Origin of the sequence: Arthrobacter sp. YN (assembly GCF_002224285.1) — a bacterium.
Classification (GTDB): Bacteria; Actinomycetota; Actinomycetes; order Actinomycetales; family Micrococcaceae; genus Arthrobacter.
Genome location: NZ_CP022436.1, coordinates 132,049 through 148,154, shown reverse-complemented (window position 1 = coordinate 148,154; position 16,106 = coordinate 132,049). Strand labels below are relative to the sequence as shown.

The following is a 16,106-nucleotide window of genomic DNA, read 5'->3' as shown; positions in this document are numbered from 1 at the left end:
TCAATCCTCTGACCGGCTGAAAGTGAGCCCACGGCAAGACTCCTTAAAAAGAGAAGCACACTTACTATTAGCTTTCAACGGGGTTAGGCTCAAAAGGTAGCCGCGTCCACCGAATCGGAGATTTAAATGGAAGAACCACAACTCGCAGAGCCGAGTACGGTCCTGGCCGATATCCAGGACTTGCTGCTGAACACGCCTGACGTCGAGGCGTTCCTCGAGGAGTTGGCCCGGCACTCGGCCAGTATGTTCAGCAATCCCGACCACGAGGTCTACTGCGGCATCACCCTCATGCGTCACCGGACAGCCGGCACCGTGGCCAGCAGCAGCGAACGCGCAAGGCAACTGGACGAGGTCCAGTACGCGTTTGCCGACGGGCCCTGCCTCCACGCCTGCCGCGAGGGCACCCAGGTCCATATTCCCGACTTTGAGAAGGACAACACCTGGCCGGAATATATCGAGGCCATCACCGGCCATGGGCTTCGCTCCGTGCTGGCGGTTCCCTTCCCGCTTCCGGACGACACTTCCCGGGCAGGCCTCAACTTGTATTCCGACCGCCCCAACGCCTTCGACCAAGCGGCCGTGCAGCGCGCCAACGACTACGTTGAGCAGGCCTCGAAGGGTCTCCAGCTGGCCGTGTTGATTGCCCAACACAGCCAAACCGCCGCCAACCTGAGGGCAGCCATGGAATCGCGGACGGTGATCGACATTGCCACCGGCATCATCATCGCCCAGAACCGCTGCACCCAGGAGGATGCAATGGAACTCATCAAAAAGGCCTCCAGCAACCGGAACGTCAAGCTGCGGGTGGTTGCGCAAGCCATTGTTGAGTCCGCCGGCGGAGGGCCGGTCCAGACGGTGTTCAAGTAGTCCTTGTTCCTATGGAGCGCTAGCCCTGCATGGCTCCGATGATGGCGCCCATCACCGTGAAAGTGACTACGTTGTAGCTTCCGTTGATGGCGAAAAGCGTGAGGCTACGGCGCTCGAACAGGTAATTCACGCCCAGCGCTGTTGCCACCCATCCCAAGCCTGCGGCCAGCCCGGCAAAGATCCCGAACGCGAACCCGCCCCGGCCAATGAACGCTGCCAGGAAAACGGCCATCACAGCCGCCAGAAGGAATGAGCCCACAAAGACGCGGGCCGTTCCGGACTTCAACTGTTCATCGCTCACCCCGGCCGCCTTCTGCCACGGCTTGGCGAACAACAACGAGTACCAAAGCCCACCCACCACGAACGTGGCCAACGCAGCCAACAACACAGCGAGCCAATTGATCTGAACGTCCATCAGTGTCCTCTCCAAGGTGAGTTCCTGAATGGACATTACGCCCGGTCAAGCCACTGGTCTTGTAAAAAACCCGCAGGCTATCCGGCTACTTCCTCGAGCGGAACAAACGTGGCATATTCCGCGCCGTAGTTCTGCACCACCTGAAGGTACTCGGTGGGAGTGAAACCACTGAAGCGCCTGAAAGACCGGATCAGATGGGGCTGGTCGTAGTAGTCGGCCAGGTGAAGGAGTTCCCGGCCCGGGATGGAGCCCATGGGCAGGGCCGCCGCCTGGTTCACGAGCCTGCTGAACCGGCACACGTCCGAATAAGCCTTGGCCGTGGTTCCACAGTCCCGCGTCATGATGCGCTCCAGCGTGGATGCGCTGATTCCCAGTCCCGCCGCCACCACGCTGATTTCAACGTCCACTTTGGCCAGTTTTTCCACGGCGTGCAGTGTCCGGGGGTCGGCTGTGTATCCCGGCCTGAGCTGCGATTCCAGAAAAGTTGCCAGTGCCGTGAAGGCCTGTTCGGGCTCTGCGTTGATCAGCTGGGACCGGAGCTCAGAAAAGCCAGGAAAGATGCTTTCAGCATCCACCACCCGGTTCTGAAATTCCGACGGCGGCCGGTTGGTGAACGCTGCCAGTCCATAGGGAGTCAGGCGGGCACCAATGTTGAAGAGCTGATCCGGGTTTTCACTGATGACATAACTGCGTTGCAGGCCCGCGTAGAAGCCCGTGGAAACTTCAGTGGCACCGGCTTCCGACAGGGTGGGGGCTGTTCCACCCTCAGATGGGGTGATCAGCCGGTATGGGTCGGACAGATTCAGAATCAGGTGCGCCGAAGGTCCGGGGAGGATCTTCTCGTAGCGGGCTTGTGGCTGAGCACGGACAAACCACAGCTGGGTAACGAACGGCTGCAGTCCGGGCGGCGCGGGGCACTCTTCGTAGAACACAGCCCCAGTCTAGGTACCCCGCCGCCCGTTAATGCGCAGTTACAGCAGGCCGCGCAGAACCTGAGCGGCGCCGTCGTCGAGCACTGACGCGGTGACCTCATCCGCAACGGCGAGTACCTCGTCAGGGGCCTGGCCCATGGCAATGCCCCGGCCGGCCCAGGTGAGCATCTCGATGTCGTTGCGGCCATCACCGACGGCCACCGTGTTGGCCCGGTCCGTGCCGAGCTTCCGACGCAGGGCTTCCAGGGCGCTTGCCTTGGTGACACCCTCCGCGGCGATGTCCAGCCAGGCGGTCCAGCCCACCGAGTAGGTCACGCCGGAAAGTCCGATGTGCTTGATGGCCTCGTTGAACTCATCCGAGGTGTTCTCGCTGCTGAAGACCACCACGCGGACCGCAGTGGCATCCAACATGGTCTGAAAGTCCACGCCGATGGACTCCACGCCGAAGCTGGCATCCTGGAAGCGCTCGGTGGAGAGGAAGTTGCCGTCCTCGTCCTCCAGCGCGTACTTGGCGTTGGGCAGCCGTTCGCGCAGGGCCTTCAGCGCCGGTGCGGGATCGAAGGTTGCCTTGTGGATGATCTCGTAGCCCTTGTCCAGCGAGGGATCCAGTCGAAGTGTCACGCCGCCATTGCAGCACACTGCGTAACCTCGCTCGAGGCCGATTTGTTCAATGATGGGCAGCGTCGCGTTGAGTGAGCGGCCCGTGGCGATCATGACGTCGTGGCCGCTGGCAACCACTGCCTGCGCAGCAGAGCGAACACCCGGTGACATGTGGCCGTCGTGGTCAACCAGGGTGCCGTCAACGTCCAAGGCGACCATGAGGTTGTTGTTGTTATTTGGCTGGTCATCGATGCCAGCAACTGGAGTATCAGTCAAAATAGTCATGCTTACAGTAGAGCAGACACCTCCGACACTGAACTAGGACCGGCGCCACAGCTGTGGATTAACGGACAATGAATCATTCGAGTGGCTGCCCGTTGCTCCCCAGGATCACGAGTTGCCGGGTGGCGCGCGTCATGGCCACGTACCGGTCCACGGCGCCTTCAATGCCGGCGCCGAACCCGGCCGGATCGATGAGGACCACGAGGTCGAACTCCAGGCCCTTGGACAACCCAGGAGTAAGCCAGCTGACGCGATCCAAGGTCTGGTTCACTGCTGTCCCATCCGGCAGGCCGATGACGGCGGCCGTGCCCTCCGGGTTTTCAGCGAGCCACGTATCCAGGATGGACTGTAGTTCCCGTACTGTTCCACGGCGCACGGGGAGGCCAGTGCTGCGGACTGAAACAGGTACGTTGGCGTCCGGGAGGGCGGCCCTGATGACCGGCGCAGCTTCCGCCATGACTTCTTCCGGCGTGCGGTAGTTGATGCTGAGGCTGGCCACGGTAACGGCCCCCAGGCCTACACGCTCCAGGCGTTCCTCCCAGGTCTCAGTGAACCCGTGCCTGGCTTGGGCGCGGTCCCCCACCACCGTAAAGCTCTGCGAAGGGCAGCGAAGAAGCAGCATCCGCCACTCAGCGTCGGTCAACTCCTGGGCCTCGTCCACCACTATGTGCGCGAACGGTCCTGCCAGGACATCGGGGTCAACTGCGGGCACCGTATCACCGCCCACCAGTTTGTCCCGCATGTCATCGCCCCGCAACATGTACATCTCCAGGTTTTCTGAGTCGTCAGCTGCAACCAGGTCATCTACAACCCGGTCCATCAGCTCCCGTTCTGCGGCCAGCGCTGCTTCCTGCTTCCGCCTGCGTTGGGAAGCTTCAGGGTCGCCCAAGCGTTGGCGGGCTGCGTCCAAAAGCGGCAGATCCGCCGTCGTCCATTCCTCCTGGTCTTGACGCCGCAGTATCGCCCTTTCATCGGGCAGAAGCCATGGTGCACACAGCTGCAGATAGGCAGGTACGCGCCAGAGGTCGGCCACCAGCGCCCCGTAATCGAGGAGGGGCCATGCCTTGGCGAATGCTGCCCGCAGCTCCTCATGGTGGGCGTACACCCTGCGGAGCAAGCTCGTGGGAACGTCGTGCCCGGCCAGCTTGTCCATGAGGATTTCCAGCAGCGCCTCCCACACGTCGTCGCGTGCTTCGTTGTGCGGGGTGCCGGGCTCTGCGGCATCAAAGGCCTCGGCCCAGTCGTCACTGCTGAGCCAGACGTCGGCGTAGGGCGTCTCAACCTCCATGCCTTCAGTCGGCGGCGCCTCGTAGAACTTCACCGCGGACTCAATCGCTTTCACCATCTCCACGGACGACTTCAGCCGAGCCACGTCGGGATCACTTTCGACGACGGCCGTGGCACCTTCCGGGACCAGGTCCCTCAGCATGCAGGTCTGCACTCCCTCTTCGCCCAAGCTGGGAAGAACGTCCGCAACGTAGGCGAGATAGGGCTGGTGCGGGCCGACGAACAGGACATCGCTCCTACGGTGGTTACCGCGGCGACCCAGGCGGGGATCCGAATAGAGCAGGTATGCCGTGCGGTGCAAGGCGACCACAGTCTTACCGGTACCGGGACCGCCGTCCACCACCAAGGCACCGCGGGAGCCGGCGCGGATGATCTGGTCCTGGTCAGCTTGAATCGTCCCCAACACGTCCCGCATCCGAGCCGAGCGACTGCTGCCTAAACTGGCGATGAAGGCGGATTGGTCATCCAGGGCAGCGTTGCTTTCCAAGCCGTCCGCCGTGAATACTTCGTCCCAGTAGTCAGTGATTCGCCCCCTGGTCCAGCGGTAGCGGCGGCGGCTTACCAAGCCCATCGGGTGGGCGTGGGTCGCTCCGAAGAAGGGCTCCGCTGCCGGCGAGCGCCAATCGATCAGGAGCCGGCGGCCCTCTGTGTCATTGAGTCCCAGCCGTCCTATGTAGGTGGGCTCCGGATTGTCAGCGGTGACCATACGGCCCAAGCAAAGATCCAGGCCGAACCGACGCAGGGCCCGCAGCCGCGCGGTGATCCGGTGAATTTCCTGGTCCCGGTCCAAGGCGGCCTGGCCTCGGCTGCGGGGCTGCTTTCGCGCGGCGTCAAGACGGGCTGACAACTCCTCCATGGACTCAGACAGGCTGGCTTCGATGGCTTCGAACTGCTGCTCGTCGGTGCTGATCAGCTTCGGATCGGCCTTGCGGGAAAGGTGCGCAGGCAGGGCAAAGGCACTGGTTTCTACGGGGCTGGTTTCGGGCATGGCACGACTCCCTTTTCTCTGGGCGATGGGGTTCGTGGACCAATTGTTCGGCACGTAGGGGGCCTTGCCGCAAGCCCCAGGGTGCGTTATAGATTGAGTATGGAAGGGATCATTCCCTTCCTTTTTTGTGCCCGTTTTCCCGCGGATCACACGATGCCCGGGTGGAACTTTCCGCAACGGAAAGTTTTGTCTTTCCATTGCGGAAAGTCTAGGTTGAAGTCATGGCACACGACAGCGGACCACAACCAAGTCCAGAGGAAGCGCGACAGGCATTGCTCGCCGTTTCCGAATCGCAGCGAGCCTTGGGGCCTTTTGTGGGCTCGCCGGCATGGCTGTACCCCGCCCAAGGTTTGGGCATGGCATTGTTCATCCTCGGGTTGGTGCTCTTCGGGACGTATCCATGGGCGCCGGTAGCCCTCGGCGTCTCGGCGATCATCTTTTGCCTTCTCCCGCTCTTGCAGTCCACCCACACACGGGTGCTCGTGGATGTCTACACGCACCGCGGGAGCCGGGCGCTCGGATTGGTCTATCTTGCCGCCTTTGCGACCATCGTCGCTGGCGCCCTCGCCCTTCACGCTGTGAGTGACGCCGATTGGATTGCCTACGCGGCCGCCATCTTGGCATTCGTTCTCACAGTCGTTGCGGGACCTGCGATGGAGGCCAAACTGGCACGCTGGATGGAGACCGGGCGCTGATGGGTGCCGGCTTCAGCGAGGTGATTCATGTTCCTACCCGTCTGCGGATCTGCGCACTTCTTGCCGGTGCAGGAGAGGTGGAGTTCAGTGTCGTCCGCGACGCTCTTCATCTCAGCGATTCCGTGTTGAGTAAACACTTGAAGGTGCTGGAGCAGGCCGGCTTCGCTGGCCTCCGTAAAGGGTCAGTCAACACACGTACCCGCACATGGGTCCATCTGACAAAGGAAGGTCAGCGTGCCTTTAAGGCACACATTGAAGAACTGCGGCAACTAGCCGCCAGCGCCGATCAGCTGCCTCAGTAGGCACGAGCAACAGGGCGTCCAGCCGCCCCTAAGTTGTAGGGTGGGCGGATGTCTTCTCGAATGACCGGAGCTCAGCTGTCAGCCCTCTACGACGCGGAGAATCAGTGGGCCGCGGATGACGACTTTTTCCTGGCTTTCGTGAATGAGCGGCCGAACAGCCGGGTGCTGGATCTGGGCTGCGGCACCGGTCGGATCACCCTTGCGGTTGCCGCGGCTGGTCATGCCGTTGTTGGCATCGACCCCAACCCTGGCTCCCTTGCGGCTGCGCGAAGGAAACCCGGGGCTGAAGGCGTCACATGGTTGGACGGGACATCGGCGGCGATACCCCACGAAGCTGCCTTTGACGTAGCGATCATGACGGCGCACGTGGCTCAAGCGATAAACGACGACGGCGACTGGTCCCGAACGCTTGCCGACATCAACCGTGTGCTCGTCCCCGGAGGCCGGTTGGCTTTCGATTCCCGCGACCCGGAGGCCAAGGCCTGGGACCACTGGACCCCAGCGAAGACGCTGCAGCGCTACACCCTCCCCGACGGCACTGCCCTGGAAACGTGGATGGAGTGTGATCCACAGCTTGGCGGGCTCGTTGCGCTGACCGAGCACCGGATGCTGAACGGGAGCACCGAGGAAACCGAGACCTCGGTCCTGGCGTTCCGCACGGAAGATCAGCTCCGCCACGATCTAGACTCGGCAGGCTTCACGGTTGAACACCTCTTCGGCGGCTGGGCCGGCGAGGACGTCGGCAGCGGGCAAGGCGAGCTGATCGTGCTTGCCCGCAAGCCCCGCTAGAGAACCGGCAGAACCTCAAGCCCGCCAAGGTACTTCTGCAGCGCCTTGGGAACGTTGACGGAGCCGTCCGGGTTCTGGTGGTGCTCAAGGATGGCAACGATCCAGCGCGTGGTGGCCAGGGTGCCGTTCAGCGTGGCCACGGCCCGGGTTCCCTTGGCAACACCTTCGTCATTGATCACTCGTTCGCGGATGTTGAGGCGACGCGCCTGGAACGTGGTGCAGTTGGACGTCGAGGTGAGCTCGCGGTAGGCGTTCTGGGTGGGGACCCACGCTTCACAGTCGAACTTGCGGGCCGCGGACATGCCGAGGTCGCCGGCGGCAGTGTCGATCACGCGGTAGGGAAGCTCGCACTTGGCCAGCATTTCCTCTTCCCACGCGAGCAGGCGCTCGTGCTCGGCAGCTGCTTCCTCAACTGTGGTGTAGATGAACATCTCCACCTTGTTGAACTGGTGCACGCGAATAATGCCGCGGGTGTCCTTGCCGTGCGAACCGGCCTCACGGCGGTAGCAGGAGCTCTGGCCCGCGTAACGGATGGGGCCTGCGGAGAGGTCCAGGATCTCGTCTGCGTGGTAGCCGGCGAGGGCCACCTCCGAGGTTCCCACAAGGTAAAGGTCGTCTTCAGCGAGACGGTAGATCTCGGCGTCGTGCTTGACATCAAAACCGGTACCCTGCATGGTCTCCGGGCGCACCAAAGTGGGGGTGATCATGGGGACGAAGCCGGCGTCGATGGCCTGCTCCATGGCCATCTGCAGGAGAGCCATTTCCAGCCGGGCGCCTACGCCGCGGAGGAAGTAGAAACGCGAGCCGGAAACCTTGGCGCCGCGTTCCATGTCAATCGCGCCAATCAGTTCACCGATTTCCAGGTGGTCCTTCGGCTCGAAGTCCGTGAATTCGCGCGGAGTACCAACAGTCTTGACCACAACGTAGTCGTCCTCGCCACCCTCGGGGACACCGTCCACCACGAGGTTGGGGATGACCCGGAGCAGTTCTTCCTGCTTTGCCTGGGCGGCTGACGCTTCGGCAGCAGCGGCTTTGACCGAGTTGGCCAGTTCCTTGACCTCGGCAAGCAGCGCCTGCTTTTCCTCGCCCTTGGCCTGCGCCACCTTCTTGCCGAAAGCGTTTTGCTCTGCGCGGAGCGTTTCGTGGCGGATCAGCGCGGCACGGCGATCGGAGTCAGCGGAGATGATCGCGTCCACAACGGACTCGTCGGCGCCACGGGCGCGCTGGCTGGCACGGAACTTGTCCGGATTTTCGCTGAGGTCTTTTACGTCGATCACCAGACAAGAGTATCGAATCCGCTGCGGATTTCCGGCGCGCAGCGGGCAAAGGTCACCCGTCCCGGAGACGCGGCACAGAGGGACCTGCCCAGGAGGATAGTGTTGGAGCACCATGAGCGACTGGATCCTGTACGTGATTCTCGCTGGGGGCGTGGCCTTTGCCGTCTTCAGTTGGTGGGGTGTGCGCCGGTTGAGAGCCCGGCACATCAGAAGCGCTGTTCGGGAGGATACACACAAACCCGGCGCCGGGGACCAGCGGGTGGCAGTCATCCTGAACCCCATCAAGAACAACGCGGATGCGGCCCGGCAGGCCATCGTGGACGCCTGCGACCTCGCGGGATGGGACGCCCCCAAATTCTACGAAACCACCGTGGAGGATCCCGGCTACAGCCAGTCCCGGGAGGCTCTGGCGTACGGGGCCGACGTCGTTCTGGCGTGCGGCGGCGACGGTACAGTGCGCGTGGTGGCAGAGTCACTGGCGCACAAGAACGTTGCCATGGGCCTCATCCCACTGGGCACCGGGAACCTGCTGGCGCGCAACGTGGATTTGAACGTCACGGACCTTGAGGATTGCATCCAGGTGGCGCTGTTCGGCCACCAGCGCTACATCGATACCGCCACCATGGGCGTGGACAACGACATCACCGGCGAGTCCGCCGAGCACACGTTCCTGGTCATCGCCGGCATGGGCCTGGACGCAGAAGTTGTTGGCGACACCAAGGACAGACTCAAGAAAAGCGTCGGTTGGCTGGCCTACACCGAAGCCGGAGTCCGCCACCTTCCCGGCCGCCGCAAGCGCGTCACCATCACCATGGATGACCAGCCCGAGCAGGCCCGGAAGATCCGCAGCGTACTGTTTGCCAACTGTGGTTTGATCCCCGGCGGCATCGATTTCATCCCCCAGGCCATGGTGGATGACGGCATGCTGGACATTGTGGTCATGAGTCCCCGCAGCGCATTCGGCTGGCTCGCCATGTACACCAAGGTCCTCTTCAAACACAACGCGAACCTGCCGATGATGAGCTTTTACCGCTCCGGCAAGGTTGTCATCCGCAGCCAGGAACCCATGGCAACACAGCTCGACGGCGACCCCTCGGGTGAGGCTACAACGGTCACCGTCCAGGTGGCGCCAGGGTCCCTGCTGGTGCGCGTGCCCAAGGCCAAAACTGTTTAGACAGTGCCCTTTTCGGGTTGTGCCGCGTTTTTCCCGGCTTCTTCAGCCGCTGCCTTGGCTGCTGCCCGGGCCTCGGACTGCTCCTTGATCATGGCCTGCTCCTCTTCGAAGCGCAGGCGATCCGCACGGTCAGCGTCGTCGCCGTCCCAGTCATCTTTGTTTTCACTTGAGGGCTTGGGATTGACGATCATGCCCTGGCCGTCTTTGTCATCGCTGTGGACAGTCATGACCGCTCCCTTCATTTGGCATTCAGCCATCGTTGATGGATCAGGCAAGCATACGCACAGAAGCATGACTGCGAAAGAGCACGCATTCCACACTGTGGACAGCGCCTAGGAGCCCTTGAGGATCGACTCAACCCACGCGTGTGCCGAGGCAAAGGCGGCGTCGGAAGTGTGCGGGGCCACCACGGCCGGCTGTTCGTCGGCGCGGGCGTAGGAGCCCAGGAACCGCGTGGCCGGGCTGATGCGGTGCAGGCCGGCGAGGGCGTCGGCTACCCGTGAATCCGTGGCGTGGCCGTCTGCGTCGATGCTGAAGAAGTAGTGGCCCAGATACTGTCCGGTGGGCCGGGATTCGATGCGGCTGAGGTTCACTCCGCGGGACGCGAACTGATCCAGGATCTCCATGAGCGCGCCGGGGTGGTCCTCAGGCAGCGGCACAACAACGGTGGTCTTGTCAGCTCCGGTTCGGTCCGGAAGGACACCGGGCCGGCTCACCAGGATGAACCGAGTGACGGCCTCGGGGTTGTCGCCGATGTCCTCCGCCAGAACGTTCAGGCCGGGTTGTTCCGCAGCGACCAACGGGGCACAAATGGCGGCTTCGTACGGCGCATCATCCTCCAGCAGACCCATGGCGGAGGCCGCCGTCGACGACCCCGGAACGTAATCGGCGTTCGGAAGGTGTTCATCCACCCACAGGCGGCACTGTGCCCAAGCGTGGCCGTGCGTCGAGATTTGCTTGATGTCGGAAAGTTCGACGCCGGGCCTCGCCACGAGCACGAAGGTGATGGGTACAAGGGCCTCACGGATGATCCGGAGCTCCTGGCCTGTGGCGATCGCGTCCAAGGTGGCCGTGACCCCGCCCTCCACCGAGTTCTCGATGGGGACCATGGCCGCGTCAGCCTCGCCGGCCCGGACCCGATCCAGGGCTGTGTTGACGTTGGTGCAGGGAATCCGCGCGGCGTCAGCAGCACCCGGCACTTGCATGAGGGCAGCCTCGGTGAAGGTGCCCTCGGGGCCGAGGAACGTGTACGTCACTGGCGACATCTGAAGATATTCCTTGCTGGTTATATACGCGGGTTAGAGAACAACCGGCTTCAGTCCGTTGTCGGACACCATCGGCTTGCCGGTCTCGAACCACATGTCCATGCCCCCTGCTACGTTCACGGCAGAGTAACCCTGACCCACGAGCCACTGCACGGCTCGGAAAGAGCGACCACCGGTGCGGCAGATGACAAAGAGGTCGTCGTCCGGATCAAGCTCGTCCAGGCGTGCCGGAAGCTGGTCCATGGGGATGTGGCGCGCAGCTTCGGCATGGCCTGCCACCCACTCGTAGTCTTCGCGGACGTCCAGAATGCTGGCGTCGGCCGGAATATCGCCCACAGGCACGGTATCGAAGTCGCTCATGGCGGTCCCTTCCCATCGATTAAGTCCAGGATCCAGCCTAGTCCCCGCCGCGTGGCACCGTAACTTCACAGGCGGACCGCGCTTGCTTCCCGACGTCGGGACGCTAAGACTGGGACCCAAGCACTCCCCACCACCCGCGCGTTAGGAGTACCCCATGGCTGCTGGGCACCCCACCATTCTGGCGACATCCGGCGGCTATAAACCCGGCGATCGGACCAGGATCGAGTTCAACCACCTGATGCATTACGCCGTGGAGCTGTCCGGCGTCACTGGCCGTTCGCCGCGAGTCACACACATCGGTACCGCCTCCGGTGACCAGCGATGGTGGGCCGCGGAAATGGACCAAGCCGCCCGCATCGCAGGGTTCGATTTCAGCCACCTCAACCTGTTCACCATGCCCAACATCGAGGACCCGGAGGCCCATCTCCTGGAGCAGGACGTGGTGTGGGTCAATGGCGGGTCCGTGGTGAATCTGCTGGCCGTCTGGCGCGCGCATGGCCTGGACGGGATTCTGCGGCGGGCTTGGGAAAGCGGCGTGGTCCTGGCTGGGGTTTCCGCAGGCTCCATCTGTTGGTACCAAGGCGGCGTGACTGATTCCTTTGGGCCTGAGCTCAAGCCCGTCACCAACGCCCTGGGCTTCCTCCCGTACGGCAACGGGGTCCACTATGACTCAGAACTGCGCCGCGCGCCTGCCATTCACCAGCTGGTGGCCAACGGCACGCTGGGCGAGACGCACTGCACGGACGACGGCGTCGGGCTGGTTTACCGGGGCACGGAACTTGTAGAGGTGGTGTCCGAGGTGAAGAACAAGGCTGCCTTCCGGGTGACCGCCGGAGCGGGCGAGAGCGTGGATGCTGTTGCTGTGGAGGAACGGTTGGAGTCGCGTTTCCTTGGCTGATCCTTCCGTGCAGGACCTCTCGCAGCTGACGGCTGTCGAGCTCCGGGATGCCCTGGCTTCGGGCGAAGTCTCTGCCCGTGAAGCCACCTCGCATTTCCTTGCGGCCATAGACTCCACGAACAAGCAGCTGGGTGCGTTCGTTACTGTCACAGCCGATCAGGCGATGACAGACGCCAAGTCTGCGGATCAACTCCACGCACAGTTTGTCCGCAGCGGCCGCCGCAATGAGCTGCCTCCCCTTCATGGCATGCCGACCGCTTTTAAGGACCTCACCGATGTTGCCGGCGTTCCCACCACCCACGGCAGCGCGGCCCTTGAGCACAAGCCCGCACCGGAGGATGGAGCCCTCGCCGCAACTCTGAAAGTGCACGGCGTCATCTCACTGGGCAAGACCCAGGTTCCAGAGTTCGGACTGACTGCCTACAGCGAAAACCGCGTTGCACCGCCGTCGCGCAATCCGCATTCCTTGGCTCGAAGCTCTGGTGGCTCGTCGGGTGGCAGCGCTGCCGCGGTGGCCGCGGGCCTGGTGCCGTTCGCTCCGGGGACCGACGGCGGCGGGTCCATCCGGATCCCGGCCGGCGCGTGTGGCCTGGTCGGCTTGAAACCGGGGCGGGGCGTGGTGCCATCGGGTGCCAGCGCGGGAGACGCCGCCAAGCTGGTGGTTGCCGGGCCGCTGGCAAAAACAGCAGCAGATGCAGCGCTGCTGATGGACGCGCTGGTCCCCCGCGATCAAGCACCCGACGGCGGATACCTCGCCAACGTAGGGCAGGCGCCGGAGCCCCTGAGAATCGGAGCGACGCTGGATAGCCCGTGGGCCGGCATCTACCCATTCCAGATCGAGCAGGAAGCCATGGACGCCCTCTCCCTGGGGATCAAACTGCTGGAAAAGGCAGGCCACAGCGTTACCGAAGCCGAAATCCGCTACGACAACCGCTATCCCGAAGCCTTCACCACGGCCTGGACCGCCGGCGTCGGGAGTGCCCGGATAGCACCCCAGCGCGAGGCGTTGCTGACCCCGCTGACCCGGACGTTCCGGCGTCGGGCACAACAGCGGAGCGCGTTGAAGGTCAACGAGGCCGTGAGTTTCCTGCGTCAGTTCGAGCACGACACCATCACGCAGTACTCGGACTGGGACCTGATGCTCATGCCGACGCTGGCTCAAACACCGCGGCCGATCGGCTGGTTTACCGGTGGCGGGCACAGTGGTGAACCCTGGCCGAGCGAGTGGGCCGGTGACGCAGACGAGGATTACAAGCGGCAATGCGAGTACGCGCCGTGGTCCTCCATGGTGAACGTGTGCGGACTCCCGGCGATCAGCATTCCGGTGCACACGACGCAGGGCGGCCTGCCGATGGGGATTCAACTGGTTGGCCGGCCGGGATCTGAACTGGTGCTCCTCCAGCTCGCGGCGGTCCTCGAGAGCCGCTGAGAGCCACTGAGGCCCGCTGGGCCTGCCTGAGTCGCGCGTCTAACATATGGAAAGTGGTTGCCCCGGGCATTCATCGATGTGACAATGCCCGCAGTCAGTGCCAGCATTGAGAAAATGAGCACACCTCAAACCACGGCTGAGTCCGCAAAGCCAGCGGGCGATACGTCATTCTTCGGCCACCCAAAGATGTTGGCCAGCCTCTTCTCCGTGGAAATGTGGGAGCGATTCTCCTTCTACGGCATGCAGGGAATCCTGCTCTACTACATGTACTTCACCGCCGAGCAGGGCGGTCTCTCCATTGACCAAGGCCTCGCCGCTGGTTTGGTGGGCGCGTACGGTGGTGGCGTTTACCTGTCGACGATCCTCGGTGCCTGGCTCGCCGACCGTCTCTTCGGCTCCGAAAAGGTCCTTTTCGGCTCAGCCATCATGATCATGGCCGGCCACATCGCACTGGCCCTGCTTCCCGGCATTCCGGGTTTGATCGCGGGCCTGGTGCTGGTGGGCATCGGTTCCGGTGGCCTGAAAGCCAACGCCACGGCGCTGGTCGGCAGCCTCTACGGAGAGAAGGACGAGCGCCGCGACGCCGGCTTCTCCATCTTCTACATGGGCATCAACATCGGTGGGCTCATCGGCCCGCTGGTCACCGGCTGGCTTCAGACGAGCTACGGCTTCCACGTCGGCTTCGGCGCCGCGGCCGTGGGCATGGCGATCGGCCTGGTCATCTACTCGCTGGGCCGCAAGAGGCTCCCCGAGGAAGCACACCGCGTCCCCAACCCCCTCCCGGCGAAGGACCGCACCAAGTACGGCCTGATCTTCCTGGCCATCCTGATTGTGGTGGCTGTCCTGCTCGGCACTGGACTGGTCAACGCCAACAACCTGGCCAGCAGCATGGCCTACGCGGCTATCGGCGCCGCAGTGGTCTACCTGTTCCTGATCTTCCGCAGCCCGCTGGTCACCGGCGTGGAGCGCAAGCGCGTGATCGCGTTCATCCCGTTGTTCATCGCATCGGCCGGGTTCTGGGCACTGTTCCAGCAGCAGTTCACGTTCATCGCTGTGTACTCGCAGGAGAAGCTGGACCGCAACCTGTTCGGCTGGGAAATGCCGGCCGCGTGGGTCCAGTCCATCAACCCGGTGTTCATCATCATCTTCGCCGGCGTCATGGCTGCCCTGTGGACCAAGCTGGGCTCGAAGCAGCCGAGCTCGCCGCTGAAGTTCTCCGCCGGCCTGTTCATCATGGGCCTGGCGTTCCTTGCGTTCATCCCGCTGGCCGGCGACGGCAAGACACCTCTCCTGGCACTGGTCGGCATCCTGTTCATGTTCACCTTGGCGGAACTGTTCCTCTCCCCCATCGGCCTGTCCGTGAGCACCAAGCTCGCCCCGCAGGCCTTCCACACCCAGATGGTGGCGCTGTTCTTCCTGTCCGTCTCGCTCGGCACCACGCTGGCCGGAATCCTCGCCGGCCTCTACAACCCCAAGGACGAGCTCCCGTACTTCCTGGGCATCGGCAGCGTGGCAGTGGTCTTGGCTGTTGGCCTCGCTGCAGCGTCGCCCGCTATCAAAAAGCTCATGGGCGGCGTTCGCTAGCCTTCCCGGCTTACGGCACGCAAACGGACCAGCGACACCCACATTCGGGCGTCGCTGGTCCGATCTTGTGTCATCTACGAATTTGGGTGGCTCAGAGGGGCCTTAAACGACGACGGCGGCCCTTGCGTTCGGTGGGTTTCCCACCTGACGCAAGGGCCGCCGTCGTACGCGTTTATTTAGTAGTTGTAGCGGCCGCTGCTGGAGGCGCCGATCGCAGCGAAGAAGATGATGCCGAAGATCACCGTCAGCGCAATACCGATGTATCCCATCACCAAGCCAGCGATTGCCATGCCCTTGCCCGCAGGCTCGCGCTTGAGGCCGAGGTGGCCCAGGATCACCGCGGCGATCTGCGGCAGGATGAAGAATCCGAACCCAACAAAGATGGCGATACCGCAGCACATGCTGGCAATGCTCAAGCCCTTGGGCTCGGCCTGCATGGCGTAGTACGCGGGCTGGCCGTACGGTGACTGCGGCTGGCCGTAGGGCTGCTGACCATAGGGCTGCTGACCGAATGTCTGCTGCTGCTGGTACGGGCTGGGCGGCTGGCCGTATGGCGACGGCGGCTGCTGGCTGTAGTCGCCCGGCGTGTAAGCGCTGGCGGGCGGCTGCGGCTGGGCGTAGAAGTCGTTCTGGCCCTGGGCATTGTGCGTGTACGCGTCCTGCGCATAGGAGTCCTGCCCGTGCGCGCTCTGCTCATAAGGCGGGAGGGGCTGCGTGGCGTTGGCGCCTTCGCTTGACGCGCCCTGGTCCGGTGCTCCCTGGTGCGGTGCGCCCTGGCCCGGCGCGCTCGACTCGGGTGCGCTGAACTGTGCTGGCGGGACGTACTGCGGCGGTTCGTAGCCCGCCGGCTTGTCCTCGTTGCCCTTGGATGGTTGATCTGACATAGGAATCCCCCTGAAAGTGGTCTTTGCTCTCAACACTACCGCCGTCCGGGGCGCCGCATAAGGCAGCGCGCACTGATG

The 16,106-nt window shown here is 63.4% G+C and carries 17 protein-coding genes; 8 read left to right on the top strand and 9 right to left on the bottom strand.

What is annotated here, in order from left to right:
• Positions 1 to 126 precede the first annotated feature (126 nt).
• Positions 127 to 867: a GAF and ANTAR domain-containing protein gene (locus CGK93_RS00745; RefSeq protein WP_089593176.1), complete on the top strand. Its 741-nt coding sequence runs from the start codon at positions 127 to 129 to the stop codon at positions 865 to 867.
• A 19-nt stretch (positions 868 to 886) separates the two neighbouring features.
• Here the strand turns inward: CGK93_RS00745 and CGK93_RS00740 are convergent, their stop codons facing one another.
• From CGK93_RS00740 to helR, 4 genes are all read right to left on the bottom strand, one after another.
• On the bottom strand, positions 887 to 1,282 hold the full coding sequence (locus tag CGK93_RS00740) for a DUF1761 domain-containing protein (RefSeq protein WP_089597078.1): 396 nt from the start codon (positions 1,280 to 1,282) through the stop codon (positions 887 to 889).
• A gap of 77 nt (positions 1,283 to 1,359) precedes the next feature.
• Positions 1,360 to 2,214 carry a helix-turn-helix domain-containing protein gene (locus tag CGK93_RS00735; RefSeq protein WP_089593175.1) on the bottom strand — a complete coding sequence of 285 codons (855 nt, stop codon included), beginning with the start codon at positions 2,212 to 2,214 and terminating at the stop codon, positions 1,360 to 1,362.
• 39 nt (positions 2,215 to 2,253) lie between these two features.
• Complete coding sequence (locus CGK93_RS00730; protein WP_089593174.1) at positions 2,254 to 3,099, bottom strand: HAD family hydrolase; 846 nt, start codon at positions 3,097 to 3,099, stop codon at positions 2,254 to 2,256.
• Between the two features lie 73 nt (positions 3,100 to 3,172).
• A complete protein-coding gene (helR, locus tag CGK93_RS00725; RefSeq protein WP_089593173.1) occupies positions 3,173 to 5,371 on the bottom strand; it encodes an RNA polymerase recycling motor ATPase HelR in 2,199 nt (732 codons plus the stop codon).
• A gap of 221 nt (positions 5,372 to 5,592) precedes the next feature.
• Here helR and CGK93_RS00720 point away from each other — a divergent pair, with 221 nt between their 5' ends.
• Genes CGK93_RS00720 through CGK93_RS00710 form a run of 3 tightly spaced genes read left to right on the top strand, consistent with a single transcriptional unit; the run spans position 5,593 to position 7,157 of the window.
• A complete protein-coding gene (locus CGK93_RS00720) occupies positions 5,593 to 6,066 on the top strand; it encodes a hypothetical protein (protein ID WP_157731557.1) in 474 nt (157 codons plus the stop codon).
• Positions 6,066 to 6,368, top strand: a complete 303-nt coding sequence (locus tag CGK93_RS00715) for a transcriptional regulator (RefSeq protein WP_089593171.1) — start codon at positions 6,066 to 6,068, stop codon at positions 6,366 to 6,368. Before CGK93_RS00720 ends, CGK93_RS00715 begins: the two co-directional genes overlap by 1 nt.
• 48 nt (positions 6,369 to 6,416) lie before the next feature.
• The gene (locus tag CGK93_RS00710) at positions 6,417 to 7,157 is read left to right on the top strand and encodes a class I SAM-dependent methyltransferase (RefSeq protein WP_089593170.1); all 741 of its coding nucleotides are present in this window, start codon (positions 6,417 to 6,419) and stop codon (positions 7,155 to 7,157) included.
• Here CGK93_RS00710 and serS read toward each other — a convergent pair.
• Positions 7,154 to 8,434, bottom strand: a complete 1,281-nt coding sequence (gene serS, locus CGK93_RS00705) for a serine--tRNA ligase (RefSeq protein WP_089593169.1) — start codon at positions 8,432 to 8,434, stop codon at positions 7,154 to 7,156. The two genes, CGK93_RS00710 and serS, sit on opposite strands and share 4 nt — an antisense overlap.
• A 112-nt stretch (positions 8,435 to 8,546) precedes the next feature.
• On the opposite strand from serS, the gene CGK93_RS00700 reads away from it, so the two are divergent.
• Positions 8,547 to 9,608, top strand: a complete 1,062-nt coding sequence (locus tag CGK93_RS00700; RefSeq protein ID WP_089593168.1) for a diacylglycerol kinase family protein — start codon at positions 8,547 to 8,549, stop codon at positions 9,606 to 9,608.
• On the opposite strand, the gene CGK93_RS00695 is transcribed toward CGK93_RS00700, so the two are convergent.
• The 3 genes from CGK93_RS00695 to CGK93_RS00685 form a co-directional block, all read right to left on the bottom strand.
• Positions 9,605 to 9,835 carry a hypothetical protein gene (locus CGK93_RS00695; protein WP_089593167.1) on the bottom strand — a complete coding sequence of 77 codons (231 nt, stop codon included), beginning with the start codon at positions 9,833 to 9,835 and terminating at the stop codon, positions 9,605 to 9,607. The genes CGK93_RS00700 and CGK93_RS00695 overlap by 4 nt on opposite strands.
• 105 nt (positions 9,836 to 9,940) lie before the next feature.
• Positions 9,941 to 10,873, bottom strand: a complete 933-nt coding sequence (gene pheA, locus CGK93_RS00690) for a prephenate dehydratase (protein WP_089593166.1) — start codon at positions 10,871 to 10,873, stop codon at positions 9,941 to 9,943.
• A 33-nt stretch (positions 10,874 to 10,906) separates the two neighbouring features.
• Positions 10,907 to 11,233 carry a rhodanese-like domain-containing protein gene (locus tag CGK93_RS00685; protein ID WP_089593165.1) on the bottom strand — a complete coding sequence of 109 codons (327 nt, stop codon included), beginning with the start codon at positions 11,231 to 11,233 and terminating at the stop codon, positions 10,907 to 10,909.
• A gap of 154 nt (positions 11,234 to 11,387) precedes the next feature.
• On the opposite strand from CGK93_RS00685, the gene CGK93_RS00680 reads away from it, so the two are divergent.
• From CGK93_RS00680 to CGK93_RS00670, 3 genes are all read left to right on the top strand, one after another.
• The gene (locus CGK93_RS00680) at positions 11,388 to 12,131 is read left to right on the top strand and encodes a peptidase E (protein WP_089593164.1); all 744 of its coding nucleotides are present in this window, start codon (positions 11,388 to 11,390) and stop codon (positions 12,129 to 12,131) included.
• Positions 12,124 to 13,560 carry an amidase gene (locus tag CGK93_RS00675; RefSeq protein ID WP_089593163.1) on the top strand — a complete coding sequence of 479 codons (1,437 nt, stop codon included), beginning with the start codon at positions 12,124 to 12,126 and terminating at the stop codon, positions 13,558 to 13,560. Before CGK93_RS00680 ends, CGK93_RS00675 begins: the two co-directional genes overlap by 8 nt.
• 84 nt (positions 13,561 to 13,644) lie before the next feature.
• Entirely contained in the window at positions 13,645 to 15,144 is a 1,500-nt protein-coding gene (locus CGK93_RS00670; RefSeq protein ID WP_089593162.1) for a peptide MFS transporter, read from the top strand.
• Between the two features lie 176 nt (positions 15,145 to 15,320).
• Here the strand turns inward: CGK93_RS00670 and CGK93_RS00665 are convergent, their stop codons facing one another.
• Complete coding sequence (locus CGK93_RS00665) at positions 15,321 to 16,028, bottom strand: DUF4190 domain-containing protein (RefSeq protein WP_089593161.1); 708 nt, start codon at positions 16,026 to 16,028, stop codon at positions 15,321 to 15,323.
• Between the last annotated feature and the right edge of the window lie 78 nt (positions 16,029 to 16,106).

Coding starts and splice junctions, on each gene's coding strand:
- CGK93_RS00745 (WP_089593176.1), top strand. CDS start 127: ATGGAAGAACCACAACTCGCAGAGCCGAGTACGGTCCTGGCCGATATC.
- CGK93_RS00740 (WP_089597078.1), bottom strand. CDS start 1,282: ATGGACGTTCAGATCAATTGGCTCGCTGTGTTGTTGGCTGCGTTGGCC.
- CGK93_RS00730 (WP_089593174.1), bottom strand. CDS start 3,099: ATGACTATTTTGACTGATACTCCAGTTGCTGGCATCGATGACCAGCCA.
- helR (WP_089593173.1), bottom strand. CDS start 5,371: ATGCCCGAAACCAGCCCCGTAGAAACCAGTGCCTTTGCCCTGCCTGCG.
- CGK93_RS00720 (WP_157731557.1), top strand. CDS start 5,593: ATGGCACACGACAGCGGACCACAACCAAGTCCAGAGGAAGCGCGACAG.
- CGK93_RS00715 (WP_089593171.1), top strand. CDS start 6,066: ATGGGTGCCGGCTTCAGCGAGGTGATTCATGTTCCTACCCGTCTGCGG.
- CGK93_RS00710 (WP_089593170.1), top strand. CDS start 6,417: ATGTCTTCTCGAATGACCGGAGCTCAGCTGTCAGCCCTCTACGACGCG.
- CGK93_RS00700 (WP_089593168.1), top strand. CDS start 8,547: ATGAGCGACTGGATCCTGTACGTGATTCTCGCTGGGGGCGTGGCCTTT.
- CGK93_RS00695 (WP_089593167.1), bottom strand. CDS start 9,835: ATGACTGTCCACAGCGATGACAAAGACGGCCAGGGCATGATCGTCAAT.
- pheA (WP_089593166.1), bottom strand. CDS start 10,873: ATGTCGCCAGTGACGTACACGTTCCTCGGCCCCGAGGGCACCTTCACC.
- CGK93_RS00685 (WP_089593165.1), bottom strand. CDS start 11,233: ATGAGCGACTTCGATACCGTGCCTGTGGGCGATATTCCGGCCGACGCC.
- CGK93_RS00680 (WP_089593164.1), top strand. CDS start 11,388: ATGGCTGCTGGGCACCCCACCATTCTGGCGACATCCGGCGGCTATAAA.
- CGK93_RS00670 (WP_089593162.1), top strand. CDS start 13,645: ATGCCCGCAGTCAGTGCCAGCATTGAGAAAATGAGCACACCTCAAACC.
- CGK93_RS00665 (WP_089593161.1), bottom strand. CDS start 16,028: ATGTCAGATCAACCATCCAAGGGCAACGAGGACAAGCCGGCGGGCTAC.